Raw genomic sequence first — 26,031 nt, 5'->3', positions numbered from 1 at the left:
TACTCCTTACCAGCTCGACTTGACGATGCCCGGGATCTGACCGAGCGAACCCAACTGACGGAGCGCAATACGCGACATCTTCAGTTTACGGTAATAACCACGCGGACGGCCCGAAACTTCGCAACGATTGCGAATACGAACCTTCGATGAATTGCGCGGCAGTTCGGCAAGCCGGATAGTGGCGCGGAAGCGCTCCTCCAGCGGAAGGCCCTGATCCATTACGATCGCCTTCAGACGTGCACGCTTGTCAGCATGACGCTTAACCAACTTTTCGCGGCGCTTGTTTTTTTCGACTGCGCTAGTCTTGGCCATATTATTATACCTCGCTACGCTTGCCGTTACTGCCGGAAGGGGAAGTTGAATGCACGCAGAAGAGCGCGCGCTTCATCATCCGTCTTGGCGGTCGTGCAAACGATGATGTCCATGCCCCAGATCTGATCAACCTTATCGTAGTTGATTTCCGGAAACACGATGTGCTCCTTGATACCCATGGCATAGTTGCCACGTCCGTCAAAGCTCTTCGGGTTCAGGCCGCGGAAGTCGCGAACGCGAGGAAGAGCGATCGTGATGAAACGATCAAGGAATTCGTACATGCGGTCCTGGCGAAGGGTGACCTTCGTGCCGATCGGCATGCCTTCACGCAACTTGAATGTTGCGATCGAGTTACGGGCGCGGGTGATAACAGCCTTTTGACCAGCAATCAAGCCAAGGTCTTCAGCAGCTACAGCCGGCTTCTTGGAGTCGCCAGTGGCTTCGCCAACGCCCATGTTGAGGACAACCTTGGTGATGCGTGGGATCTGCATCTCGTTGTCGTATTTGAATTCTTCAAGCAGAGCCTTACGAATGTTTTCGTTGTAAAGCTTCTTGAAGCGGGGAAGTGCCTTAGCTTCAGCCATCGATCAGCGCTCCAGAACGTTTTGCGACACGAACCTTCTTGCCGTCCTCGACGCGGAAACCGACGCGGGTCGGCTTACCGTCCTTGGGATCAGCAATTGCCAGGTTGGACAGGTGGATCGGCGCTTCCTTGGAGATAATGCCGGCTTCCTGGGTCTGGGTCTGACGCTGATGACGCTTCACAACGTTGATACCGCGAACGAGCGCCTGCTCGTCCTTAGGCATAACCTTGAGAACTTCGCCTTTACGGCCCTTGTCCTTACCGGACAGCACGACAACGCTGTCGCCTTTGCGAATCTTCTGCATCGTCTTGCTTCCTTACAGAACTTCCGGGGCCAGCGAGATGATCTTCATGTGGTTCTTTGCGCGAAGTTCGCGCGGAACCGGTCCGAAGATACGCGTGCCGATCGGCTCTTTCTTGTTATCGATGAGAACGGCTGCATTGTTATCGAAACGAATAACGCTGCCGTCCGGACGACGGATGTCCTTGGCGGTGCGTACAACAACCGCCTTCATCACATCACCCTTTTTGACGCGACCGCGCGGAATAGCTTCCTTGATCGACACCACAATGATGTCGCCAACGGAAGCGTAACGCCGCTTCGAGCCGCCCAGCACCTTGATGCACATGACACGACGTGCGCCGGAGTTATCCGCCACGTCGAGGTTTGTTTGCATCTGAATCATGACTGGCCGCCTTCTTTCCTCTCAGCTGGTTAAGGGCTCCTGCCCTACCTAAGCTGCGTGTTTATAATTTAGCCTGCTGCTTCGTTCGTGAGAACGACCCAGCGTTTGTCCTTCGAGATTGGAGCCGATTCCTGAATGGAAACGAGATCGCCAACCTTGAACTGGTTGTTTTCGTCATGCGCCTTGTACTTCTTAGACTGACGCACGGTCTTCTGGAGGAGCGGATGCGAATAGCGGCGCTCAACCTTGACCACAACAGTCTTGTCATTCTTGTCGCTGACGACAACGCCCTGCAGAACGCGTTTAGGCATTATATTTTTCCTTATGCCTTGCTTGCGGCCGCCTTCTGGCGGGCAATAGTCTTAATACGCGCGATGTCGCGGCGAACCTGCTTCACGCGCGCGGTTTTTTCGAGCTGGCCGGTGGCCTTCTGAAAGCGCAGGTTGAACTGCTCTTTCTTCAGGGTGCCCAGCTCGTCATTCAGTTGATCGAGGCTCTTCGCCCGAACGTCTGCGGCTTTCATAGTTGCCTCTCTCTTATTCAGCAATGCGCTGGATAAAGCGCGTCTTGATCGGCAACTTTGCTGCGCCGAGTCTGAGGGCTTCGCGTGCCACATCTTCGGGTACGCCGTCAAGCTCAAACATCACGCGACCTGGTGCCACACGGCATGCCCAGTAGTCAACCGAACCCTTACCTTTACCCATACGGACTTCGGTAGGCTTCGACGTAACTGGCAGGTCAGGGAAGATGCGGATCCACACGCGGCCGGCACGCTTCATGTGACGGGTGATCGCGCGGCGGGCCGCTTCGATCTGACGTGCAGTGACGCGTTCCGGCTCAACGGCCTTCAAACCGAATGCACCGAAATTCAGATCCGTGCCGCCTTTCGAGTTGCCGTGAATACGGCCCTTGAACTGCTTGCGGAACTTGGTGCGCTTAGGCTGCATCATTGTTCTCTACTCCAAATTTCTCGCCCGCGGCCCGCTTTTTAAGCGTTTTCGCGGCGGCGGTTCGACGAGGAACCCTGATTGTCACCCTCGACCGCACGACGCTCGGAAGCCATCGGATCGTGTTCAAGAATCTCGCCCTTGAAGACCCAGACCTTCACGCCGCAGATACCATAAGCGGTCTTCGCTTCTGCCGTGCCGTAGTCGATATCGGCGCGAAGCGTATGAAGCGGAACGCGACCTTCACGGTACCATTCCATGCGAGCGATCTCCGCGCCACCCAGACGACCCGAGCAGTTGATACGGATACCTTCGGCTCCAAGACGCATTGCCGACTGAACGGCACGCTTCATGGCGCGACGGAATGCCACACGGCGTTCGAGCTGCTGAGCGATCGACTGAGCGATCAGCGTAGCGTCGATTTCCGGCTTGCGAACTTCAACGATGTTGAGCGACGTATCGGCATTGGTCATCTCGGAAAGCTTCTTGCGGAGCTTTTCGATGTCTGCACCCTTCTTGCCGATGATGATGCCCGGACGAGCCGAATGGATCGTCACGCGGCACTTCTTGTGCGGACGCTCGATTACGATCTTGGAGATCGCAGCCTGCTTCAGTTCCTCGGTGAGGAATTCGCGGATCTTGACATCTTCATGCAGCAGCTTGCCGTACTCACCGGTATTCGCGTACCAACGCGAATCCCAGGTGCGGTTGATGCCGAGACGAAGACCGATCGGATTAATCTTCTGACCCATTATGCGGCCTCCCCTTTTTCCGCGACTTCGCGGACAACAATGGTGAGATGCGAAAACGGCTTCTCGATACGGCTCGCGCGGCCACGGCCACGGACGTGGAAGCGCTTCATGACGATCGACTTACCTACATAGGCTTCGGCGACGATCAGAGAATCAACGTCGAGGTCATGGTTGTTTTCTGCGTTCGCAATTGCGGACTGGAGCGTCTTCTTAACCGTATCGGCGATCCGCTTACGCGAGAACGTCAGATCGGCAAGAGCCGCATTCACCTTCTTGCCGCGGATCATGCTCGCAACAAGGTTCAGCTTCTGCGGGCTGACGCGCAGCGTACGGGCAACAGCTTGCGCTTCGTTGTCCTTGAGCTGACGGGGAGCTTTAGCCTTGCCCATCGTTACTTCCTCTTCGACTTCTTGTCCGCGCCGTGACCGTAGTAGGTACGTGTAGGCGCGAATTCACCGAACTTGTGTCCGACCATTTCTTCCGAAATCGACACCGGCACATGCTTGTTGCCGTTGTAGACGCCGAAAGTCAGACCGACAAACTGCGGCAGGATGGTGGAGCGACGGCTCCACATCTTGATAACTTCATTACGACCGCCTTCGCGTACCTTCTCAGCCTTCGTGAGAAGATAGCCATCGACGAACGGACCTTTCCAAACTGAACGAGCCACTTCAGACTACCTCTCTTACTTCTTGCGCTGATGGCGCGAACGCATGATGAACTTGTCGGTCGACTTGTTCGAGCGCGTCTTCTTGCCCTTCGTAGGCTTGCCCCACGGAGTGACAGGGTGACGACCACCCGACGTACGACCTTCACCACCACCATGCGGGTGATCAACCGGGTTCATTGCAACGCCGCGAACGTGCGGACGCTTGCCACGCCACACCGAACGACCGGCCTTACCGTCGTTGATGTTGCCGTGGTCCGGGTTGGACACTGCACCGACCGAAGCGAAGCAGGCACCTGGAACCAGACGCTGTTCACCGGAGTTGAGGCGCAGAATGGCCATGCCCTGATCGCGACCAACCAGCTGGGCGTAGGTGCCAGCCGAACGAGCGATCTGACCGCCCTTGCCAGGCTTCAGTTCGACGTTGTGAACGATCGTACCAACCGGCATGGAAGCGAGCGGCATTGCGTTGCCCGGCTTCACGTCAACGGAGTTGCCTGCAACAACCTTGTCACCAACAGCCAGACGCTGCGGAGCCAGGATGTATGCCAGTTCACCGTCTTCGTAACGGATCAGCGCGATGAACGCGGTGCGGTTCGGATCGTATTCCAGACGTTCGACAGTGCCGACGACGTCAAGCTTGCGACGCTTGAAATCGATGAAACGGTACGTACGCTTGTGACCACCGCCCTGAAAGCGAACAGTGATACGACCGGTGTTGTTACGGCCACCCTTCTTGGACAGACCTTCGGTCAGGGACTTGACCGGCTTGCCCTTGTAGAGTCCCGAACGGTCCACGATGACCAGCTGACGCTGGCCTGGCGTGATCGGATTAAAATGCTTGAGTGCCATTGTCTCTTACTCCATGGCCTCTCAGAGACCGGTCGAAACGTCGATGCTCTGGCCTTCGGCCAAAGTAACGATCGCTTTCTTGACGTCGCTCTGGCGCCCGATAAGGCCGCGGAACCGCTTAACCTTACCCTTGCGCACTGCAGTGTTGACTGCGGTAACCTTGACGCCGAACAGCGCTTCGACTGCAGCCTTGATTTCCGGCTTCGTTGCCTTGCGGGCTACGTTGAAGACAACCTGGTTGTGTTCGGAAACCATGGTGGACTTCTCGGTGATAACCGGGCTGACGATCACGTCGTAATGGCGAAGATCAGTCATTTGAAACGCTCCTCGAGGGCTTCGACAGCCGCCTTGGAAAGAACGAGCTTGCCGCGGCGAAGGATGTCGTAAACATTGATGCCCTGCACCGGCAGAACGTCGATGTTCGGGATGTTCGAAGCCGCGCGCTGGAAGTTCACGTCGATCTCTGCACCGCCGATGACGAGTGCATTTTCAAGACCGAGCTTGGCGAACTGCGAAACAAGCTGCTTCGTCTTGGCTTCCGTTGCAGCCAGATCATCGATGATGATCAGGTCAGATGCCTTTGCCTTTGCAGACAGGGCATGACGCAGGCCAAGAGCGCGAACCTTCTTCGGCAGATCGTGATCGTGCGAACGGACAACCGGTCCGTGAGCCTGACCACCACCGCGGAACTGCGGAGCGCGAGCCGAATGGTGACGAGCGCGACCCGTACCCTTCTGCTTGTACATCTTTGCGCCGGTGCGGCTTACGTCGCCACGGCCCTGAGCCTTATGGGAGCCCTGCTGGCGGCGAGCCAGCTGCCAGCGCACAACGCGCTGAAGAATGTCGTCACGCGGGTCGAGGCCGAAGATTTCTTCGTTCAGCTTGACCTTGCCGGCATCCTTGCCTTCAAGAGTGGTAATCGTGAGATCCATTATTCGGCTCCCTCAGTCGCGACAGCTTCAGCCTTCGCGGCACCTGCACGCAGAGCGGCCGGCTTCGGCGCGTTCTCAGGCAGCGAGACCTTTACCGCATCGCGCACGATGATCCAGGCGCCCTTGGAGCCAGGAACCGCACCGCGAACCAGAATGAGGCCGCGATCGCTGTCCGTCGAGACAACTTCAATATTCTGCGTGGTTACGCGGGTCTGGCCCATGTGACCAGCCATCTTCTTGCCCTTGAACACCTTACCCGGGTCCTGACGCTGACCGGTCGAGCCGTGAGCGCGGTGGGTAATGGAGTTACCATGGGAAGCGCGATGACCGGCGAAGTTATGACGCTTCATAACACCAGCAAAGCCCTTACCAATCGAAGTACCCGTCACATCGACCTTCTGGCCAGCGACGAAGTGTTCGGCGGTGATTTCAGCGCCGACTTCGAGGAGGTTGTCCGGCGAAACGCGGAATTCCGCGACCTTCGCCTTTGGCTCGACCTCGGCCTTCGCGAAATGACCGCGCATAGCCTTGGACGTGTTCTTTACCTTGGCAAGTCCAACGCCAAGCTGAACAGCCGTGTAACCATTCTTTTCAACTGTACGCTGAGCTACCACGTGGCAATTCTCCATGCGGAGAACCGTCACCGGCACATGCTCGCCGGCGTCGTTATAGACGCGGGTCATGCCCAGCTTCTGTGCAATAACACCTGAACGCATCGGGTTCGTTCCTTCCGTCCTCAAGCCGATTAAAGCTTGATCTCGACATCGACACCGGCGGACAGATCGAGCTTCATCAGCGCGTCCACCGTCTGCGGGGTCGGGTCAACGATATCGAGAAGACGCTTGTGCGTGCGCATCTCGAACTGCTCGCGGCTCTTCTTGTCGATGTGCGGCGACCGGTTAACCGTGAACTTCTCGATCCGCGTAGGAAGCGGGATCGGTCCGCGCACATTTGCACCGGTACGCTTGGCAGTCGACACGATTTCCCGCGTCGAAGCGTCAAGGATCCGATGATCAAACGCCTTGAGGCGAATGCGGATGTTTTGACCGTTCATTTCATCTGTTCCTTGTTACGCGGGAACGCTCGCTCCAAAGCGAGCGTTCCTGCACAAACCTTCATTACTCGATGATCGAGGAGACGATGCCTGCACCGACGGTGCGGCCGCCTTCACGGATAGCGAAGCGGAGCTTCTCTTCCATGGCGATCGGCACGATCAGGGTGACGTCCATAGCGACGTTGTCGCCAGGCATAACCATTTCCGTGCCTTCCGGCAGCGTGACAACACCGGTCACGTCCGTCGTGCGGAAGTAGAACTGCGGACGGTAGTTCGTGAAGAACGGCGTATGACGGCCACCTTCGTCCTTGGTCAGAATGTAGGCTTCTGCCTTGAACTTGGTGTGCGGCTTCACAGAACCCGGCTTGCAGAGAACCTGGCCGCGTTCAACGTCTTCACGGCCAACACCACGGATCAGAGCGCCGATGTTGTCGCCAGCCTGGCCCTGATCGAGCAGCTTGCGGAACATTTCAACGCCGGTAACCGTCGTCTTCGCCGTCGCCTTGATGCCGACGATTTCAACTTCTTCACCAACCTTGACTATACCGCGCTCAACGCGACCCGTCACAACCGTACCACGGCCCGAGATCGAGAACACGTCTTCGATCGGCATCAGGAACGGCTGGTCGATCGGACGTTCCGGGGTCGGAATGTAGTCGTCAACAGCGGCCATCAGCGAACGAACGGCGTCTTCGCCCAGTTCCTTCGAAGAATCTTCCAGAGCAGCAAGAGCCGAGCCCTTGATGATCGGAACTTCGTCGCCCGGGAAGTCGTACTTCGACAGAAGTTCGCGTACTTCCAGTTCAACCAGTTCGAGCAGTTCTGCATCGTCAACCTGGTCGCACTTGTTCAGGAACACGACGATTGCCGGAACGCCAACCTGACGAGCGAGCAGGATGTGCTCACGGGTCTGCGGCATCGGGCCGTCAGCGGCCGAAACAACCAGAATTGCGCCGTCCATCTGGGCAGCACCGGTGATCATGTTCTTCACATAGTCAGCGTGACCTGGGCAGTCGACGTGTGCATAGTGACGGTTCGGCGTTTCGTACTCGACGTGTGCCGTCGAGATCGTGATGCCGCGGGCGCGCTCTTCAGGAGCGGCGTCGATCTGGTCATACGCCTTGAACTCGCCGAAAAACTTCGTGATCGCTGCAGTCAGCGACGTCTTGCCATGGTCAACGTGACCAATCGTGCCGATGTTAACGTGGGGCTTCGTACGTTCAAACTTACTCTTTGCCATTTGAGCTCTCCGTAAATTTAGCCTGCTCAGGCATTCTTTTAATTGGGAGCGTGACCCTTAGGTCACGCAAACTTCTTCTGGATTTCCTGTGCGACCGCCGTCGGAACCGGCTCATAATGGTCGAACTGCATCGTGTACTGTGCACGGCCCTGGGACATCGAACGCAGGTTGTTCACGTAACCAAACATGTTGGCGAGTGGAACATTTGCATTGACGACCGTGGCGATGCCGCGGGCTTCGGTGCCGGAAATCTGACCGCGACGCGAGTTCAGATCGCCGATAACGTCACCAACGTAATCTTCCGGCGTGACAACCTCGACCTTCATGATCGGCTCGAGGAGCTGAGCGCCTGCCTTCTGCGCACCTTCACGGAACGCTGCACGGGACGCGATTTCGAAGGCGAGAACAGACGAGTCAACGTCATGGTATGCGCCGTCGATCAGGGTGGCCTTCACGCCGAGCATCGGGAAGCCAGCCAGCGGGCCTGCACCCATGACGCTTTCGATACCCTTCTGGACACCCGGAATGTATTCCTTCGGCACCGAGCCACCAACGATCTTCGATTCGAAGATGAAATCGTCGCCATCATGCGGTTCGAAGATGATCTTAACGCGAGCGAACTGACCCGAACCACCCGACTGCTTCTTGTGGGTGTAATCGATTTCAGCCTGGCGGGTGATCGATTCACGGTAAGCAACCTGCGGGGCACCGACGTTGGCTTCAACCTTGAATTCGCGCTTCATGCGATCGACGAGAATGTCGAGGTGAAGTTCGCCCATGCCGGCGATGATGGTCTGACCGGATTCTTCGTCCGACTTGACGCGGAAAGAAGGATCTTCGGCAGCCAGACGATTGAGCGCAATGCCCATCTTTTCCTGGTCGGCCTTGGTCTTCGGCTCGATAGCGATTTCGATAACCGGATCCGGGAATTCCATGCGCTCGAGGATAACCGGCTTCAGCGGATCGCAGAGCGTATCGCCAGTGGTGGTTTCCTTGAGGCCAGCCAGAGCAACGATGTCGCCTGCAAAGGCTTCTTCGATGTCTTCACGGCTGTTGGAGTGCATCTGCAACATACGGCCGATACGCTCACGCTTGCCCTTGACGGTGTTTTCGAGCGAAACGCCCTTGGTCAGCTTGCCCGAGTAGATACGAGCAAAGGTCAGCGAACCAACGAACGGGTCGTTCATGATCTTGAATGCGAGCATCGAAAGCGGTGCTTCATCCGAAGATTCACGGGTGGTTTCGGTTTCCGTCTTGACGTCGATGCCCTTGATCGCTGGCACGTCGGTCGGAGCCGGAAGGAATTCCACAACAGCGTCGAGAAGCGGCTGAACGCCACGGTTCTTGAACGCGGTACCGCAAAGGATCGGGTGGAACTTGACCTCGATGGTGCCCTTACGGATCAGCGCACGGAGCTGTTCGTTCGTAGGCATCGTGCCTTCGAGGTAAGCTTCCATGGCAGCTTCGTCGATTTCCACAGCCAGCTCGATGAGCTTTTCGCGGTATTCTTCAGCCTGATCCTTGAGGTGCTCAGGAATTTCACCAACGGTCGCAGCTGCGCCGATCGTGCCATCCCAAGTCAGTGCCTTCATTTCGATCAGGTCGATGACGCCTTCGAACTCGTTTTCAGCGCCGATCGGCAGCTGAACCGGAAGTGCTACTGCGCCAAGACGCGAACCGACCATTTCTACGCAACGGTAGAAATCGGCACCGATCTTGTCCATCTTGTTGACGAAGACCATACGCGGGACGTGGTACTTTTCAGCCTGACGCCACACGGTTTCGGTCTGAGGCTCAACGCCAGCGTTGGCGTCGAGCAGTGCAATTGCGCCGTCGAGAACGCGGAGCGAACGTTCAACTTCAATCGTGAAGTCAACGTGGCCCGGCGTGTCGATGATGTTGAAGCGGCGCTTCTTGCCATCCTGACCCTGCCAGAACGTGGTCGTGGCAGCGGACGTGATGGTGATACCGCGTTCCTGCTCCTGCTCCATCCAGTCCATGGTCGACGCACCATCGTGGGTTTCGCCGATCTTATGGTTCTTACCGGTATAGAACAGAATGCGCTCGGTCATCGTCGTCTTACCGGCGTCGATGTGAGCCATGATACCGAAATTGCGGTAGTCTTCGATTTTATATTCGCGGGCCATGATAGTCGCTCTTTGAATAGGTTTCGACGATTACCAGCGGTAATGCGAGAAGGCGCGGTTGGCTTCAGCCATGCGGTGCGTGTCTTCACGCTTCTTCACAGCAGAACCACGGTTGTTAGCAGCGTCAAGCAGCTCACCGGAAAGACGATCGATCATCGTCGTCTCGTTACGGCCACGAGCAGCATTGATGAGCCAACGGATGGCAAGTGCCTGGCGGCGTTCTGGACGCACATCAACCGGAACCTGATAGGTTGCACCACCAACGCGGCGCGAACGGACTTCGATGTGCGGAGCTACGTTGTCGAGCGCCTGATGGAACAGCGCGACCGGCTCGGACTTGGCCTTGGCTTCGATTACATCGAGCGCACCGTAAACGATGCTTTCAGCAACCGACTTCTTGCCATGAAGCATGACTGCATTCATGAACTTCGTGATAACGAGATCGCCGAACTTCGGATCCGGATTGATCTCACGCTTCTCAGCCTTATGGCGTCTGGACATTTCGTCTCTTCTTTCAATTACATCGGGCTCAGCTCGCCTTCTGGCGGCCGGTATCCCCGGAAAATCTTACTTCGGACGCTTTGCACCGTACTTCGAACGGCGCTGCTTGCGGTTCTTGACACCCTGGGTATCGAGAACGCCCCGGATGATGTGGTAACGCACACCCGGCAAGTCCTTTACACGACCGCCGCGGATCATGACGACGGAGTGCTCCTGCAAGTTATGCCCTTCACCAGGGATATAACCAATGACTTCGAAGCCGTTCGTCAGACGAACCTTGGCAACCTTACGGAGAGCCGAGTTCGGCTTCTTCGGGGTCGTCGTGTAAACGCGGGTGCAAACGCCGCGCTTCTGAGGGTTTGCCTGCAGTGCAGGAACCTTATTACGCTTTACCGGCGCAATGCGCGGCTTGCGGATAAGCTGGTTTACGGTTGGCATACAACCTTCCTCTATAAAAAATCTCGTATCCACGCCCATACGGGCCGTTTCACCGCCATGCTGATGCACGAATTCGGGACAAGTCACGACAACCGGTGACCACCCCGAACAAAAGCAGAGGAAGCTGACGCTTCATGCGAACGGCAAGTTGCATTTCGATCGTAAAACGAACCCTGTTTGAGATGAACTTCAGGGCGCGTCGCCCCGAAAAAGCTTGTCTCACATCGGCTCAGATGGGGTGCTGATACGTCTTTAGCGACGTTTCGTCAAGGGCAGCGGCTCAAGTTTCTTCAATGGACGGTCCGAAACCAGCGTTTTGGCTTCGCCCGGACAGGTTATTGCGCCGCATTTGACGTCTATTCGCTAATATTTCGCGATCAAAACCGTCATTTTCCTATGCAAGCATGGCGCAGCCACTTGGTAAAGGTTATTGAAGCACATCTGAGTCGAAACGCAACAGAATATTAAGGGTTTCTCAATGTCTTCCACATCCCCAACAGCCGGCGACGATTCGCCAACCGTCCATCTCGTCATTGCTGACGTCTGGAACGAAGGTGAAGAATCTCCGGTTGAAGTGCACCTGCTTTTGAAATCGGACGAGAATGAAGATCTCGTCCAGACGGTCCTAAGCATTCTTGCCGAAGAAGGCTACCATGAAGCCGAGCTTCTCGAGATGGGCACGCTGACCGAAGAACCGGAAGAAGAGCCGCACAAGAGTGCCTGGGCCACCGCGCTCAGCGGCGAAGTCGCGCTGATCGAATTCGACGGCGACGACGAAGAAGAAGAATAAGCATCAGAAGAAAGTGCCGGTTCCGACCGGCATTTTTTTTAACCAGCATCAAGCCGCACCCGCTTTTGCAGGAAATATCGAAATACAAAAAGGCCGCCTCGAAAGGCGGCCTTTTTCAGTTTCATATCTGTCGATCTTACTCGGCAGCGTTGTTGGTCATATCGACCAGCATTGCATTGGCTTCGGTAGAACCCGAAGACTTGCGGCGCTCATCGATGATCAGCTCGTCGCGTGCAGTTGCGATGCGACGGATCTGGTTGGTCATGCCGCCAGTACCGGCCGGAATGAGACGGCCGACGATGACGTTTTCCTTGAGACCCTGCAGCGTGTCCATCTTGCCGGCAACCGCAGCTTCGGTAAGCACGCGGGTCGTCTCCTGGAACGACGCAGCCGAGATGAACGAAGGCGTCTGCAGCGAAGCCTTGGTAATACCGAGGAGGACAGGATTGCCGGAACCCGGCTTCTTGCCTTCTTCGATAAGACGTTCGTTGATCTCTTCCAGCTCGATGCGGTCGACGTGGTCGCCCGGAATGTAACCGGTATCGCCGGATTCCGTGATTTCCACCTTCTGCAGCATCTGACGGACAATCACTTCGATGTGCTTGTCGTTGATCAAAACGCCCTGCAAACGATAGACTTCCTGGATTTCGTTCACGAGGTACGAAGCCAGAGCTTCGACACCCTTGATCGCCAGAATGTCATGCGGTGCCGGGTTGCCGTCGAGGATGTACTCACCCTTTTCGATGACGTCACCGTCCTGAAGATGGAACGGCTTGCCCTTCGGAATGAGGTACTCGACCGGCTCGATCGTGTCGTCGTTCGGCTCGATGATGATGCGACGCTTGTTCTTGTAGTCGCGACCGAAACGAACGGTACCATCGATCTCGGCGATGACGGCATGGTCCTTCGGACGACGTGCTTCGAACAGTTCCGCAACGCGCGGCAGACCACCGGTGATGTCCTTGGTCTTGGCGCTTTCCATCGGCAGACGAGCGATAACGTCACCAGCCTTAACATGCGCGCCCGGCTCGACCGAAAGGATCGATTCCACGGAGAGCATGAAGCGGGCATCGCCACCCTTCGACAGCTTCAGGATCTTGCCAGCCTTGTCCTTGATGACCATGGCAGGCTTGAGGTCCGAACCGCGAGGGGTTGAACGCCAGTCGATAACGACGCGCTTGGTGATACCGGTCGACTCGTCAGCCGATTCCGAAACCGAGAGACCATCGACGAGATCTTCGAACTCAACGTAGCCTTCAACTTCGGTCATGATCGGACGGGTGTACGGATCCCACTCGGCAATACGCTGGCCGCGCTTGACCGTATCGGCCTCATCAACAAACAGACGCGAACCGTAGGTCACGCGATGGACCGCACGTTCCTTGCCCGTATTGTCGAGGATCAGCACAGCCATGTTACGGCCCATCACCACGAGGTTGCCATCGGAGTTGCGAACCACATTGCGGTTACGCAGCTTGACGGTGCCCTCATACGAAGCTTCGAGATACGAGCTGTCAACAACCTGTGCAGTACCGCCAAGGTGGAAGGTACGCATGGTGAGCTGAGTGCCCGGCTCGCCGATCGACTGAGCAGCGATAACGCCGACAGCTTCGCCCTGGTTGACCGGAGTACCGCGTGCAAGGTCGCGACCATAGCACTTGGCGCAAACGCCGTTGCGGGTTTCGCAGGTCAGGGCCGAGCGGATGCGGATCGACTGGATGGCAGCCTTCTCGATGATCTCGACGTCCTTTTCCTCGATCATGCGGCCAGCCTCGACGATGACTTCGCCGGTGGTCGGATGCAGGATCGGATCGAGAGCCGTACGGCCCAGAACGCGCTGGCCAATCGAAGCCACGATCTGGCCGGCATCGACGATCGGCTGCATGGTGAGACCGATTTCGGCGCCGCAATCGACTTCCGAAATGATCGCATCCTGTGCAACGTCAACGAGACGACGGGTCAGGTAGCCCGAGTTAGCAGTCTTCAAGGCGGTGTCTGCCAGACCCTTACGGGCACCGTGGGTCGAGTTGAAGTACTCGTTAACGGTCAGGCCTTCCTTGAAGTTCGAGATGATCGGGGTTTCGATGATTTCACCTGACGGCTTGGCCATAAGGCCACGCATGCCGCCCAGCTGACGCATCTGGTTGACCGAACCACGGGCACCCGAATGCGACATCATGTAGACCGAGTTCATCTGCTTCTGGCGACCGGTCACCGGATCGAATTCGACGGCCTTCAGGCGCGCCATCATCTCTTCGGTGATCTTGTCGGTTGCCTTACCCCAGGCGTCGACGACCTTGTTGTACTTTTCGCCCTGAGTGATCAGGCCGTCATTGTACTGCTGTTCGTATTCGGTCGTAAGCGCTTCGGTGTCGGCAACGATCTTCGCCTTCGTATCCGGAATGACCATGTCATCCTTGCCGAAGGAAATGCCTGCACGGCAGGCATGCGCGAAGCCGAGCTGCATGATGCGATCGCAGAAGATAACCGTCTCTTTCTGACCGCAATGGCGGTAGACGTGATCGATCATCTTGGAGATGTTCTTCTTTGTCATCTCCTGATTGCAGATGTCGAAAGGCACGTTGACGTTCTTCGGCAGCAGCTCACCGGTGATCATGCGGCCAGGCGTCGTGTCGTAGATCTTCGACACAGGCTTGCCTTCGGCATCGACCGTCTTGAAACGGCCCTTGATCTTGGTATGCAGCGTAACGACCTTGTTTTCAAGCGCATGCTGCAGCTCGCCCATATCGGCGAACATCATGCCCTCGCCCGGCTCCTTGTCTGCCACGATGGACAGATAATAGAGGCCGAGAACCATGTCCTGCGAAGGAACGATGATCGGTGCGCCGTTGGCAGGGTGCAGGATGTTGTTGGTCGACATCATCAGCACGCGTGCTTCAAGCTGGGCTTCGAGCGACAGCGGAACGTGAACAGCCATCTGGTCACCGTCGAAGTCGGCGTTGAACGCCGTACAAACGAGCGGATGCAACTGGATAGCCTTGCCTTCGATCAGCGTGGGTTCGAAGGCCTGGATACCAAGACGGTGCAGCGTAGGCGCGCGGTTCAGAAGAACCGGATGCTCACGGATCACTTCGTCGAGGATATCCCAGACTTCCGGACGTTCCTTTTCAACCAGCTTCTTCGCCTGCTTGACGGTCGAGGAGTAACCCTTGGCGTCAAGACGTGCGTAGATGAATGGCTTGAACAGTTCGAGCGCCATCTTCTTCGGCAAGCCGCACTGGTGCAGCTTGAGTTCCGGACCGGTCACGATGACCGAACGACCGGAATAGTCGACGCGCTTGCCGAGCAGGTTCTGACGAAAGCGACCCTGCTTGCCCTTGAGCATGTCGGACAGCGACTTCAACGGACGCTTGTTAGCACCGGTGATGACGCGACCACGACGGCCGTTATCGAACAGCGCGTCCACAGCTTCCTGCAGCATGCGCTTTTCGTTACGGATAATGATGCCCGGAGCGCGCAGTTCGATCAGGCGCTTCAGACGGTTGTTGCGGTTGATGACGCGGCGATAGAGATCGTTCAGATCCGACGTCGCGAAACGACCGCCATCCAGCGGCACGAGCGGACGCAGATCTGGCGGAATAACCGGAACGATCTTCATGATCATCCATTCCGGGCGGTTTCCCGACTCCAGGAAGTTTTCGACGATCTTCAGACGCTTCATCAGCTTCTTCTGCTTCAGGTCCGAGGTGGTCTCGGCAAGATCGACGCGCAGATCGGCGGCAATCTTTTCGAGTTCCATCGAAGCCAGAAGCTCGTAGATGGCTTCAGCACCAATGAGGGCCGTGAACTGATCTTCGCCGAATTCATCGACGGCGATCATGTATTCCTCTTCCGAAAGAAGCTGATGCTCCTTCAGCGAGGTCAGGCCCGGTTCGGTAACAATGTAGTTCTCGAAGTACAGGACGCGCTCGATATCCTTGAGCGTCATGTCCAGGAGCGTGCCGATACGGCTCGGCAGCGACTTCAGGAACCAGATGTGGGCAACCGGGGCTGCGAGTTCGATGTGGCCCATGCGCTCGCGACGAACGCGCGAGAGCGTGACTTCCACGCCGCACTTTTCGCAGATGATGCCCTTGTATTTCATACGCTTGTACTTGCCGCACAAGCATTCATAGTCCTTGATCGGGCCAAAGATGCGCGCGCAGAAGAGACCATCGCGTTCAGGCTTGAACGTGCGGTAGTTGATCGTCTCCGGCTTCTTGATCTCGCCGTATGACCAGGACAGAATCTTCTCAGGGCTGGCAATCGAGATTCTGATGGAATCGAACGTCTGTGCCGGAGCCTGAGGATTGAAAAGATTCATGACCTCTTGGTTCATGCCGTTCTCCTTGAGGGCGATCCGTCGCCCTGTGTCGTCGATGACAAGCTGAAAATCCTTGCCATCCTGAAAAGAAATCGCGGTACTACGCAGTTATGAACTGGCTTGCCGTAGTTTCGTTTCCGGTGCGGAACCGTGTTCCGCATATTCTGGAAACGATTATACGGGCGCGCCGCGGCAATACCGTGGCGCGCCCTTGAGCTTTATTCCGCTGCGTCAGGCAGGGCCTGCTGCTGTTCGTCGCGTGTATCGTCCAGCTCGACATTGAGACCGAGCGAACGCATTTCCTTTACGAGAACGTTGAAGCTCTCCGGAATGCCTGCTTCGAACGTATCGTCGCCGCGCACGATCGCTTCGTAGACCTTGGTACGGCCTGCCACGTCGTCCGACTTGACGGTCAGCATTTCCTGCAGCGTGTAAGCCGCACCGTATGCTTCCAGAGCCCAGACCTCCATTTCGCCGAAGCGCTGGCCACCGAACTGGGCCTTGCCGCCCAGAGGCTGCTGCGTAACGAGCGAGTAAGGTCCGATCGAACGAGCGTGGATCTTGTCGTCGACCAGGTGGTGGAGCTTCAACATATAGATGTAGCCCATGGTCACCTGACGGTCGAACGGCTCACCCGTACGGCCATCGTAAAGCGTCGACTGACCAGACGTTGCAAGACCCGCATCCGTCAGCATCGCGTTGATGTCGGCTTCCACCGCACCGTCGAAGACCGGCGTTGCGATCGACACGCCACGCTTCACCTGGTTGGCCAGCATGAGGACGGAATCGTCGTCATAAGACCGGACCGGTTCGTTGCGGTCGTTGTCCGGATAGATGTGCTCCAGCGTATCGCGCAGCGGCTCGATATTGGCCGTCTTGCGATAAACGTCGATGAGCTCACCGATCTTCTTGCCCATGCCAGCGCATGCCCAGCCGAGGTGGGTTTCCAGAATCTGGCCCACATTCATACGGCTCGGAACGCCAAGCGGGTTCAACACGATGTCGGCATGCGTACCGTCTTCGAGGAACGGCATATCCTCGACCGGCAGAATGCGGGAAACCACACCCTTGTTGCCGTGACGGCCAGCCATCTTGTCGCCTGGCTGGATCTTGCGCTTCACAGCGACAAAGACCTTGACCATCTTCATGACGCCTGGAGGCATCTCGTCGCCGCGCTGTACCTTCTCGACCTTGTCCATGAAGCGTGCTTCGAGCAGCTTCTTGGATTCGTCATACTGGCCACGCAGAGCTTCGAGTTCGCCCTGGAGCTTCTCGTCGTCGACAGCAAACTGCCACCACTGCGACCGCGGATATTCGGTCATCAGTTCACGGGTGATCGTCGAGCCCTTCTTGAAGCCCTTCGGACCCGCTGCAGCGACCTTGCCATCGATCATGTCGGCAAGACGGCCATAGACGTTGCGATCCAGGATAGCCTGTTCGTCGTCACGGTCTTTGGCGAGACGCTCGATTTCCTCGCGTTCGATAGCCATGGCGCGTTCGTCCTTTTCAACGCCGTGGCGATTGAAAACGCGAACTTCCACAACCGTACCGTAGGTTCCGGGCGGCATACGCATGGAGGTGTCACGGACGTCCGATGCCTTTTCACCGAAGATGGCGCGCAGGAGCTTCTCTTCCGGCGTCATCGGGCTTTCACCCTTCGGCGTGATCTTGCCGACAAGAATGTCGCCAGGATGCACTTCGGCACCGATGTACACGATACCGGCTTCGTCGAGATTCTTCAGCGCTTCTTCCGAAACGTTCGGAATGTCACGAGTGATTTCCTCAGGTCCAAGCTTGGTGTCGCGGGCAGCTACTTCGAATTCCTCGATATGGATCGAAGTGAACACGTCGTCCGAAACGATCTTCTCGGAAAGAAGGATCGAATCTTCGTAGTTGTAGCCGTTCCACGGCATGAACGCGACGAGCACGTTACGGCCGAGAGCCAGATCGCCCAGATCCGTCGACGGACCGTCAGCGATGATGTCACCCTTCTGGATGGGATCACCAACGCGTACGAGCGGACGCTGATTGATGCAGGTGTTCTGGTTCGAACGCTGGAACTTCATCAGGCGATAGATATCGACGCCCGACTTGGACGGATCGAGATCTTCAGTCGCACGGATAACGATACGCGTTGCGTCAACCTGATCGACCACACCGCCACGGCGTGCTGCAATAGCGGCACCGGAGTCACGCGCAACGACAGCTTCCATGCCCGTACCGACGAACGGCGCTTCAGCGCGAACGAGCGGCACAGCCTGACGCTGCATGTTCGAGCCCATGAGAGCGCGGTTGGCGTCGTCGTTTTCAAGGAACGGGATGAGAGCCGCAGCAACCGAAACGAGCTGCTTCGGCGACACGTCCATCAGATCCACGTTTTCACGCGGAGCCATCATTACTTCGCCTGCATGACGGCAGATGACGAATTCGTCAACGAAACCGCCCCGCTCGTCCAGCTCGACGTTAGCCTGCGCAACCGAGTGCTTGGCTTCTTCCATCGCCGACAGATAGACAACGTCGTTCGTTACCTTGCCGTCGACAACCTTGCGGTACGGGCTTTCAATGAAGCCGTACTTGTTGACGCGGGCAAAAGTTGCAAGCGAGTTGATCAGACCGATATTCGGGCCTTCCGGCGTTTCAATCGGGCAGATACGGCCATAGTGGGTCGGATGCACGTCGCGGACTTCGAAGCCAGCGCGCTCGCGGGTCAGACCGCCCGGTCCAAGAGCCGAGAGACGGCGCTTGTGGGTGATTTCCGAAAGCGGGTTGGTCTGATCCATGAACTGCGACAGCTGCGAGGAACCGAAGAACTCGCGCACGGCTGCAGCAGCCGGCTTCGCGTTGATCAGATCCTGCGGCATGACCGTGTCGATTTCGATCGAGGACATACGTTCCTTGATCGCGCGCTCCATACGGAGCAGACCGACGCGATACTGATTTTCCATCAGTTCGCCGACCGAACGCACACGGCGGTTGCCGAGATTGTCGATGTCGTCGATTTCGCCGCGACCGTCGCGCAGTTCCACCAGCATCTTGACCACGGCCAGGATGTCTTCCTTGCGCAGAACGCGCACGGTGTCTTCCGCGTCGAGATCCAGACGCATGTTCATCTTGACGCGACCAACGGCCGAAAGGTCGTAGCGCTCAGCGTCGAAGAACAGCGAGTTGAACATCGATTCGGCGGAATCCATCGTAGGCGGTTCGCCCGGACGCATGACGCGATAGATGTCGAACAGGGCTTCCTGACGGCTTTCGTTCTTGTCGACAGCCAGCGTGTTGCGGATGTAGCCACCGATGTTGATATGATCGATGTCGAGAACGTTGATTTCCGTCTCGCCGGTGTCGATCAGAGTCTTGAGGACCTTTTCGTCGATTTCGTCACCGGCTTCGAGATAGATCTCGCCGGTTGCGTAATTGACGACATCTTCCGCAAGATACGAACCGAACAGATCGTCTTCCGTCGCCTTGATGGCCTTGAGGCCCTTTTCAGCAAGCTGCTTGGCCGAACGGGCGGTCAGCTTCTTGCCAGCTTCAAGAACGACTTCACCGGTGTCCGCATCGATGAGATCGGAGATGATCTTCATGCCCTTGAAGCGGTCAGCCGAATACGGGATGCGCCAGTTGTCGCCGTCACGCGTATAGGTGACAGTCTTGTAGAACGTCGACAGAATGTCTTCGCCGTCCATGCCGAGAGCCATCAGCAGCGTGGTGGCTGGCAGCTTGCGGCGGCGGTCGATACGTGCGTAGACGATGTCCTTGGAATCGAATTCGATATCAAGCCAGGAACCGCGGTAAGGGATGACGCGCGCGGCGAACAGGAGCTTGCCCGAAGAATGGGTCTTGCCCTTGTCGTGGTCGAAGAAGACGCCCGGCGAACGGTGCATCTGCGAAACGATCACGCGCTCGGTGCCATTGACGATGAAGGTGCCGTTGTCGGTCATGAGCGGCATATCGCCCATGTAGACATCCTGCTCTTTGATGTCCTTGATCGACTTCGCGCCGGTATCTTCGTCAATATCGAACACGATAAGACGCAGCGTCACCTTGAGTGGCGCCGAATACGTCAGATCGCGCTGACGGCATTCGTCAACGTCGAATTTTGGTGCGTCGAACTCGTAGCGAACGAATTCGAGCATTGAAGCGCCGGAGAAATCCTGAATTGGGAAAACAGACTTGAAAACCGCCTGCAAACCCTCGTCAGAACGCCCACCGGATGGTTCTTCAACCATAAGGAACTGGTCGTAAGATGCCTTCTGAACCTCGATAAGGTTCGGCATCTCGGCGACCTCTGGGATCTTGCCGAAAAATTTGCGTACGCGCTTGCGACCATTGAATGAATGGGTCTGAGCCATCGTCGCTCCTCGTTCTATAGCCTTGCGGCTTGCTCACGCCTTGCGGCCTTTATCATGCGCCGCCCTTCGGCGGTCCTTCGAGCACATGGTCCTTCAGATCGGCCCCTTCAGATCGGATGGATCGAAAAGGATCACGTGCAAACTTTCCAGAGCTGCCTTCCGCATCGTTACCGGCACGCGGCGCTCTTAACGGGCTAAAACCCGTTTCCTGAAAGCCGTTCCGGCACTCAGGAAAAGGGTTCCAGTTATCCGACCCACCAGGAAAGTCCGGCGGGAACTGACGGATGGAAAACCATCCGCCAGAATAGTCCGAACTTACTTGAGTTCGACCTTGGCGCCAGCAGCTTCGAGCTGTGCCTTGATCTTCTCAGCTTCGTCCTTCGAAGCGCCTTCCTTGACAGCCTTCGGAGCGCCTTCGACCAGGTCCTTGGCTTCCTTGAGGCCGAGACCGGTGATTGCGCGCACTTCCTTGATCACGTTGATCTTGTTAGCGCCGCCGTCAGCGAGAACGACGTCGAATTCGGTCTTCTCTTCAGCAGCAGCAGCCGGAGCAGCGCCACCAGCAGCAGCAACTGCAACAGGAGCAGCAGCCGAAACGCCCCACTTCTCTTCGAGAAGCTTCGAAAGCTCTGCAGCTTCGAGAACGGTCAGTGCCGACAGGTCGTCAACGATCTTTGCGAGATCAGCCATTTTGGTATTTCCTTAGTTTCAAGGTTTGAACAATTGACAGCGAAAAACGGCCTTACGCCGCCTCGTTCTTCCGGGCGTGCGCGCCAATAACGCGAGCGATCTGGCCCGCTGGTGCGCTGGTAAGTACTGCGAGACGCTGAGCCGGGGTCTGGATCATTCCAACCAGCTTTGCGCGCAGTTCGTCGAGCGATGGGAGCGAAGCAAGCGACTTGACGCCATCGGCGTTAAGCGTCGTTGCACCCATTGCACCACCGAGGATAACGAGCTTGTCGTTAGCCTTGGCGAATTCGACGGCTACTTTCGGAGCAGCAATCGGGTCGTTTGCATAAGCAACAACCGTCTGACCTGTAAACAGATCAGAAATGCCTTCCGATTCCGTGCCCTGAAGAGCGATCTTGGCAAGGCGGTTTTTCGCGACTTTAACGGACCCACCTGCATCACGCATCTTCGAGCGAAGATCGCTCATCTGCGCAACGGTGAGACCGGTATAGTGGGCCACGACGACCGAACCGGACTCTTTAAAAGCGCCGTTCAGCCACGAGACAAATTCGCGTTTTTCCGCTCTATCCACTGTCTCTCTCCAGTAGGCAGGACCACATGGCCCTGCCGGGTTGCCTTTGCCGGACGAACTTCACAGTCAGCCCGACGTTCGAGGATCCTGTCCCCTTCAGCTATCCTGGAAGCCAGGCGTCACTCAAAGGCAACTACGGTTCAAACCTTGCATGCGTATTCACGCGAAACAGGGTTATTCCACGTCTCATGCAGGCCACATGTTTAAGGACAATCATCCGAAGATGATGATCCGCCTGCAATCTCGGACAGGATAACCGGACTTTCGTCCGGCTATCCGGATCTTGCGATCCGGAATTTTTGCCTTTCGCCCTGCTTTACAGGACTGGCTGGCAGCCACGCCTCCCCAACCGGAAAGGCTTGGACTCCGGCTAACCGGAGCCCATGAAAACTTAGGCGACGACCTTGACGGTTGCCGGATCGACCTTGACGCCAACGCCCATGGTCGAGGAAAGCGATACGCGCTTGACGTATTCACCCTTAGCAGCCGACGGCTTTGCCTTGATGACGGCGTCAGCGAAAGCCTTGATGTTTTCTTCGAGCTTGGCATTGTCGAAGGAAACCTTGCCGATACCGGCATGGATGATACCAGCCTTCTCGACGCGGAATTCGACTGCACCGCCCTTGGAAGCAGCAACAGCGGCTGCAACGTCGGTGGTGACGGTGCCAACCTTCGGGTTCGGCATCATGCCACGCGGGCCGAGAACCTTACCGAGACGGCCAACGAGCGGCATCATGTCCGGGGTTGCAATGCAGCGATCGAAGTCGATCTTGCCGCCATTGACGATTTCGAACAGTTCTTCCGCACCGACGATGTCGGCGCCAGCCTTCTTGGCTTCTTCAGCCTTGTCGCCGCGAGCGAAAACAGCAACGCGAACCGTACGGCCCGTGCCATTCGGCAGGTTGACAACGCCGCGAACCATCTGGTCAGCGTGACGCGGATCGACGCCGAGGTTCATCGCGATTTCGATGGTTTCATCGAACTTGGCGACAGCACGTTCCTTGACGAGGCCGATAGCAGCCGACAGATCGTACAGCTTGTTGCGATCGACGCCTTCACGGATCTTGTTAATGCGCTTGGAAATCTTCGCCATCGTCTCAGCCCACCACTTCCAGGCCCATCGAACGGGCAGAACCTTCGATCATGCGCATCGCTGCTTCAATATCAGCGGCGTTCAGATCCTTCATCTTCGCTTCAGCGATTGTGCGAACCTTGTCGCGGGAGATCGTGCCGGCGCTCGCCTTGCCCGGGGTCTTCGAACCGGACTTGAGGTTAGCGGCCTTCTTGAGGAAGTAGGTCACCGGAGGGGTCTTCATCACAAAAGTGAAAGACTTGTCCTGATAATAGGTGATCACGACTGGAATCGGCGAACCCTTTTCCATTTCCTGCGAGGCAGCGTTGAACGCCTTGCAGAATTCCATGATGTTGATGCCGCGCTGACCCAGGGCCGGACCGATCGGGGGCGACGGATTGGCCGCACCTGCCGCTACCTGGAGCTTAAGCTGGCCTGCAATTTTCTTAGCCATTGCTTTCTGCCTTTTTAATTTGCCGGAAAACCCGGCTTTCTCGATTAATGCCGGAAATTCCAGCTCTCGACTGACGCCAGCTGAACTGGCGGGCAGTTCGGTGGTTCGGAGCTCGACGACCGGCTAAGCCGCCTTCCCTTCCACCATTTCACCCCGCCCGAAATTCGGTCAGGGTGAATGCCCTTGCGGGCAAAACGATCAGAGCTTGTCGACCTGACCGTATTCCAGATCCACAGGCGTTGCGCGCCCGAAGATGGAAACCTCAACCTTGAGACGCGCACGCTCTTCGTCGACTTCCTGAACAATGCCGTTGAACGAAGCGAACGGACCATCGGAAACGCGAACGTTTTCGCCAATCTCGAAGGATACCGAAGTCTTTGGACGCTCGACACCATCCTGAACCTGGTTCAGAATCTGGTCGACTTCCTTCTGGGAAACCGGAACAGGCTTGGAATCACCAAGGAAACCAGTGACTTTCGGGGTATTCTTGATAAGCGAGAAGACGGCATCCGTGAGGGTTGCACGAACCAGCACGTAACCCGGGAAGAACTTGCGCTCTGCGTCAACCTTGCGGCCGCGGCGCACTTCAACGATCTTCTCGGTCGGCACAACGATCTGCTCAATCAGCTCGGACAGACCCTTCTGCTTCGCCTTGGCTTCGATATCCTCGGCGACCTTCTTTTCGAAATTGGAATAGGCGTGAACGATGTACCAGCGCGCCGTCATCTAAAAACTCCCCAATCCTAACTTATCGACCAAGGCCGAGAATAAATTCTACGCCATAGGCCATAAGCTGGTCGGCAAGAAAAAAGAACGCGGCAGCCAGAAACGCCATAATCACCACCATAATGGTGGAGATGACCGTTTCACGCCGTGTAGGCCAGGTCACCTTCGCCGTTTCGGCGCGAACCTGCTGAAAAAAGGTGATCGGATTCGTTTTGGATGCCATCTGCCGCTCTGTCATTGATCCTGCGCTACCCCCAAACCCTAACCCGTCGAAACGAATCAGAAGCCTGAAGTCACGCGTATACGGCACGCAAAGCTGAAAATTCAGCCCCACGCGCCGCGTGTCTGTTGACGCTACATAGAATCGATTCCCGAAAAAAACAAGCCCAAAGGTTAAAAGAATACCATACAGGCTTATCGGAAATCCGGTCCTTGCGAATATCACTCGGCGCACCATCCAATCGTGCGGCGGCGATCCTTCCCTACCCGGCCAACAAATCCCGCAGGGAATTATCATTTTAACGACGTCGCCTTGCCGAAGCCTGCGCCACCGTCGAAAAGGTAAGGCGGCATAGATTGCCACCTAATTTATAATATAGAAAACGGGCGCCCATAGTCAAGCCATGAGCACCCGTTATAAAATGGCAGGGGCAGCAGGGCTCGAACCCGCGACCTACGGTTTTGGAGACCGTCGCTCTACCAACTGAGCTATACCCCTATGCGGCATTGCAATGCCTGATCGGCAGAATGCCAGACTGGCGGCGTAACCGCCAGTCAAATTGATTACTCGATGATCGAGGAGACGATGCCTGCACCGACGGTGCGGCCGCCTTCACGGATAGCGAAGCGGAGCTTCTCTTCCATGGCGATCGGCACGATCAGGGTGACGTCCATAGCGACGTTGTCGCCAGGCATAACCATTTCCGTGCCTTCCGGCAGCGTGACAACACCGGTCACGTCCGTCGTGCGGAAGTAGAACTGCGGACGGTAGTTCGTGAAGAACGGCGTATGACGGCCACCTTCGTCCTTGGTCAGAATGTAGGCTTCTGCCTTGAACTTGGTGTGCGGCTTCACAGAACCCGGCTTGCAGAGAACCTGGCCGCGTTCAACGTCTTCACGGCCAACACCACGGATCAGAGCGCCGATGTTGTCGCCAGCCTGGCCCTGATCGAGCAGCTTGCGGAACATTTCAACGCCGGTAACCGTCGTCTTCGCCGTCGCCTTGATGCCGACGATTTCAACTTCTTCACCAACCTTGACTATACCGCGCTCAACGCGACCCGTCACAACCGTACCACGGCCCGAGATCGAGAACACGTCTTCGATCGGCATCAGGAACGGCTGGTCGATCGGACGTTCCGGGGTCGGAATGTAGTCGTCAACAGCGGCCATCAGCGAACGAACGGCGTCTTCGCCCAGTTCCTTCGAAGAATCTTCCAGAGCAGCAAGAGCCGAGCCCTTGATGATCGGAACTTCGTCGCCCGGGAAGTCGTACTTCGACAGAAGTTCGCGTACTTCCAGTTCAACCAGTTCGAGCAGTTCTGCATCGTCAACCTGGTCGCACTTGTTCAGGAACACGACGATTGCCGGAACGCCAACCTGACGAGCGAGCAGGATGTGCTCACGGGTCTGCGGCATCGGGCCGTCAGCGGCCGAAACAACCAGAATTGCGCCGTCCATCTGGGCAGCACCGGTGATCATGTTCTTCACATAGTCAGCGTGACCTGGGCAGTCGACGTGTGCATAGTGACGGTTCGGCGTTTCGTACTCGACGTGTGCCGTCGAGATCGTGATGCCGCGGGCGCGCTCTTCAGGAGCGGCGTCGATCTGGTCATACGCCTTGAACTCGCCGAAAAACTTCGTGATCGCTGCAGTCAGCGACGTCTTGCCATGGTCAACGTGACCAATCGTGCCGATGTTAACGTGGGGCTTCGTACGTTC

29 protein-coding genes and 1 tRNA gene are annotated in these 26,031 nt (G+C 56.8%); 1 reads left to right on the top strand and 29 read right to left on the bottom strand.

Annotated features, from left to right (window positions below; all coding sequences use genetic code 11):
* Window positions 1-6 precede the first annotated feature (6 nt).
* The 19 genes from rpsN to rpsL form a co-directional block, all read right to left on the bottom strand.
* On the bottom strand, window positions 7-312 hold the full coding sequence (rpsN, locus tag AAE521_RS02340) for a 30S ribosomal protein S14 (RefSeq protein WP_010659922.1): 306 nt from the start codon (window positions 310-312) through the stop codon (window positions 7-9).
* Between the two features lie 26 nt (window positions 313-338).
* Window positions 339-896 carry a 50S ribosomal protein L5 gene (gene rplE / locus AAE521_RS02335; protein ID WP_010659921.1) on the bottom strand — a complete coding sequence of 186 codons (558 nt, stop codon included), beginning with the start codon at window positions 894-896 and terminating at the stop codon, window positions 339-341.
* On the bottom strand, window positions 889-1,200 hold the full coding sequence (gene rplX / locus AAE521_RS02330; protein WP_010659920.1) for a 50S ribosomal protein L24: 312 nt from the start codon (window positions 1,198-1,200) through the stop codon (window positions 889-891). Before rplX ends, rplE begins: the two co-directional genes overlap by 8 nt.
* A gap of 12 nt (window positions 1,201-1,212) precedes the next feature.
* Complete coding sequence (rplN, locus tag AAE521_RS02325) at window positions 1,213-1,581, bottom strand: 50S ribosomal protein L14 (RefSeq protein ID WP_004683923.1); 369 nt, start codon at window positions 1,579-1,581, stop codon at window positions 1,213-1,215.
* A gap of 68 nt (window positions 1,582-1,649) precedes the next feature.
* Complete coding sequence (gene rpsQ, locus AAE521_RS02320; protein WP_010659919.1) at window positions 1,650-1,892, bottom strand: 30S ribosomal protein S17; 243 nt, start codon at window positions 1,890-1,892, stop codon at window positions 1,650-1,652.
* Between the two features lie 11 nt (window positions 1,893-1,903).
* Window positions 1,904-2,104, bottom strand: a complete 201-nt coding sequence (gene rpmC / locus AAE521_RS02315; protein WP_006467022.1) for a 50S ribosomal protein L29 — start codon at window positions 2,102-2,104, stop codon at window positions 1,904-1,906.
* 13 nt (window positions 2,105-2,117) lie between these two features.
* Complete coding sequence (rplP, locus tag AAE521_RS02310; protein ID WP_006467023.1) at window positions 2,118-2,531, bottom strand: 50S ribosomal protein L16; 414 nt, start codon at window positions 2,529-2,531, stop codon at window positions 2,118-2,120.
* A 38-nt stretch (window positions 2,532-2,569) separates the two neighbouring features.
* Window positions 2,570-3,280, bottom strand: coding sequence for a 30S ribosomal protein S3 (rpsC, locus tag AAE521_RS02305; protein ID WP_006467024.1), 711 nt, complete (start codon window positions 3,278-3,280; stop codon window positions 2,570-2,572).
* A complete protein-coding gene (gene rplV / locus AAE521_RS02300; protein ID WP_010659918.1) occupies window positions 3,280-3,669 on the bottom strand; it encodes a 50S ribosomal protein L22 in 390 nt (129 codons plus the stop codon). The genes rpsC and rplV overlap by 1 nt, the downstream gene beginning before the upstream one ends.
* Before the next feature lie 2 nt (window positions 3,670-3,671).
* On the bottom strand, window positions 3,672-3,950 hold the full coding sequence (gene rpsS / locus AAE521_RS02295; RefSeq protein ID WP_010659917.1) for a 30S ribosomal protein S19: 279 nt from the start codon (window positions 3,948-3,950) through the stop codon (window positions 3,672-3,674).
* A gap of 15 nt (window positions 3,951-3,965) precedes the next feature.
* Window positions 3,966-4,799: a 50S ribosomal protein L2 gene (gene rplB / locus AAE521_RS02290; RefSeq protein ID WP_010659916.1), complete on the bottom strand. Its 834-nt coding sequence runs from the start codon at window positions 4,797-4,799 to the stop codon at window positions 3,966-3,968.
* 21 nt (window positions 4,800-4,820) lie between these two features.
* Window positions 4,821-5,114 carry a 50S ribosomal protein L23 gene (locus AAE521_RS02285; RefSeq protein WP_006467028.1) on the bottom strand — a complete coding sequence of 98 codons (294 nt, stop codon included), beginning with the start codon at window positions 5,112-5,114 and terminating at the stop codon, window positions 4,821-4,823.
* Window positions 5,111-5,731: a 50S ribosomal protein L4 gene (gene rplD / locus AAE521_RS02280; RefSeq protein ID WP_010659915.1), complete on the bottom strand. Its 621-nt coding sequence runs from the start codon at window positions 5,729-5,731 to the stop codon at window positions 5,111-5,113. Before rplD ends, AAE521_RS02285 begins: the two co-directional genes overlap by 4 nt.
* On the bottom strand, window positions 5,731-6,447 hold the full coding sequence (gene rplC / locus AAE521_RS02275) for a 50S ribosomal protein L3 (RefSeq protein WP_012091910.1): 717 nt from the start codon (window positions 6,445-6,447) through the stop codon (window positions 5,731-5,733). The genes rplD and rplC overlap by 1 nt, the downstream gene beginning before the upstream one ends.
* 29 nt (window positions 6,448-6,476) lie before the next feature.
* Window positions 6,477-6,785, bottom strand: a complete 309-nt coding sequence (rpsJ, locus tag AAE521_RS02270) for a 30S ribosomal protein S10 (RefSeq protein WP_002964363.1) — start codon at window positions 6,783-6,785, stop codon at window positions 6,477-6,479.
* Between the two features lie 64 nt (window positions 6,786-6,849).
* A complete protein-coding gene (tuf, locus tag AAE521_RS02265) occupies window positions 6,850-8,025 on the bottom strand; it encodes an elongation factor Tu (RefSeq protein WP_012091906.1) in 1,176 nt (391 codons plus the stop codon).
* 62 nt (window positions 8,026-8,087) lie between these two features.
* Entirely contained in the window at window positions 8,088-10,172 is a 2,085-nt protein-coding gene (fusA, locus tag AAE521_RS02260; protein WP_010659911.1) for an elongation factor G, read from the bottom strand.
* A gap of 30 nt (window positions 10,173-10,202) precedes the next feature.
* The gene (gene rpsG, locus AAE521_RS02255) at window positions 10,203-10,673 is read right to left on the bottom strand and encodes a 30S ribosomal protein S7 (protein ID WP_010659910.1); all 471 of its coding nucleotides are present in this window, start codon (window positions 10,671-10,673) and stop codon (window positions 10,203-10,205) included.
* Window positions 10,674-10,739: 66 nt separating this feature from the next.
* Window positions 10,740-11,111: a 30S ribosomal protein S12 gene (rpsL, locus tag AAE521_RS02250; RefSeq protein WP_006471111.1), complete on the bottom strand. Its 372-nt coding sequence runs from the start codon at window positions 11,109-11,111 to the stop codon at window positions 10,740-10,742.
* A gap of 478 nt (window positions 11,112-11,589) precedes the next feature.
* Between rpsL and AAE521_RS02245 the strand changes: the two genes are divergently transcribed.
* Window positions 11,590-11,901, top strand: coding sequence for a hypothetical protein (locus AAE521_RS02245; RefSeq protein ID WP_010659909.1), 312 nt, complete (start codon window positions 11,590-11,592; stop codon window positions 11,899-11,901).
* Window positions 11,902-12,037: 136 nt separating this feature from the next.
* On the opposite strand, the gene rpoC is transcribed toward AAE521_RS02245, so the two are convergent.
* The 10 genes from rpoC to tuf (AAE521_RS02195) form a co-directional block, all read right to left on the bottom strand.
* On the bottom strand, window positions 12,038-16,240 hold the full coding sequence (gene rpoC, locus AAE521_RS02240; RefSeq protein WP_012091907.1) for a DNA-directed RNA polymerase subunit beta': 4,203 nt from the start codon (window positions 16,238-16,240) through the stop codon (window positions 12,038-12,040).
* 203 nt (window positions 16,241-16,443) lie between these two features.
* Entirely contained in the window at window positions 16,444-20,577 is a 4,134-nt protein-coding gene (gene rpoB / locus AAE521_RS02235; RefSeq protein ID WP_342060394.1) for a DNA-directed RNA polymerase subunit beta, read from the bottom strand.
* A 315-nt stretch (window positions 20,578-20,892) separates the two neighbouring features.
* On the bottom strand, window positions 20,893-21,267 hold the full coding sequence (rplL, locus tag AAE521_RS02230) for a 50S ribosomal protein L7/L12 (protein ID WP_010659906.1): 375 nt from the start codon (window positions 21,265-21,267) through the stop codon (window positions 20,893-20,895).
* Window positions 21,268-21,319: 52 nt separating this feature from the next.
* Entirely contained in the window at window positions 21,320-21,838 is a 519-nt protein-coding gene (gene rplJ, locus AAE521_RS02225) for a 50S ribosomal protein L10 (RefSeq protein WP_010659905.1), read from the bottom strand.
* Window positions 21,839-22,229: 391 nt separating this feature from the next.
* The gene (rplA, locus tag AAE521_RS02220; RefSeq protein ID WP_010659904.1) at window positions 22,230-22,931 is read right to left on the bottom strand and encodes a 50S ribosomal protein L1; all 702 of its coding nucleotides are present in this window, start codon (window positions 22,929-22,931) and stop codon (window positions 22,230-22,232) included.
* A 4-nt stretch (window positions 22,932-22,935) separates the two neighbouring features.
* Window positions 22,936-23,364 carry a 50S ribosomal protein L11 gene (gene rplK, locus AAE521_RS02215; RefSeq protein WP_010659903.1) on the bottom strand — a complete coding sequence of 143 codons (429 nt, stop codon included), beginning with the start codon at window positions 23,362-23,364 and terminating at the stop codon, window positions 22,936-22,938.
* Between the two features lie 198 nt (window positions 23,365-23,562).
* Window positions 23,563-24,090: a transcription termination/antitermination protein NusG gene (gene nusG, locus AAE521_RS02210; RefSeq protein ID WP_006467043.1), complete on the bottom strand. Its 528-nt coding sequence runs from the start codon at window positions 24,088-24,090 to the stop codon at window positions 23,563-23,565.
* A 22-nt stretch (window positions 24,091-24,112) separates the two neighbouring features.
* Window positions 24,113-24,313, bottom strand: coding sequence for a preprotein translocase subunit SecE (gene secE / locus AAE521_RS02205; RefSeq protein ID WP_002964376.1), 201 nt, complete (start codon window positions 24,311-24,313; stop codon window positions 24,113-24,115).
* Window positions 24,314-24,732: 419 nt separating this feature from the next.
* Window positions 24,733-24,808 (bottom strand) — tRNA-Trp (locus AAE521_RS02200).
* Between the two features lie 65 nt (window positions 24,809-24,873).
* A partial coding sequence (gene tuf / locus AAE521_RS02195) for an elongation factor Tu (RefSeq protein ID WP_036579028.1) occupies window positions 24,874-26,031 on the bottom strand: 1,158 nt, incomplete at its 5' end.

The sequence above is a fragment of the Brucella cytisi genome (assembly GCF_038433355.1).
Taxonomy (GTDB): Bacteria; Pseudomonadota; Alphaproteobacteria; order Rhizobiales; family Rhizobiaceae; genus Brucella; species Brucella cytisi.
The sequence above is the reverse complement of the archived record's forward strand: the minus strand, read 5'-3'. Positions and strand labels throughout refer to the sequence as shown.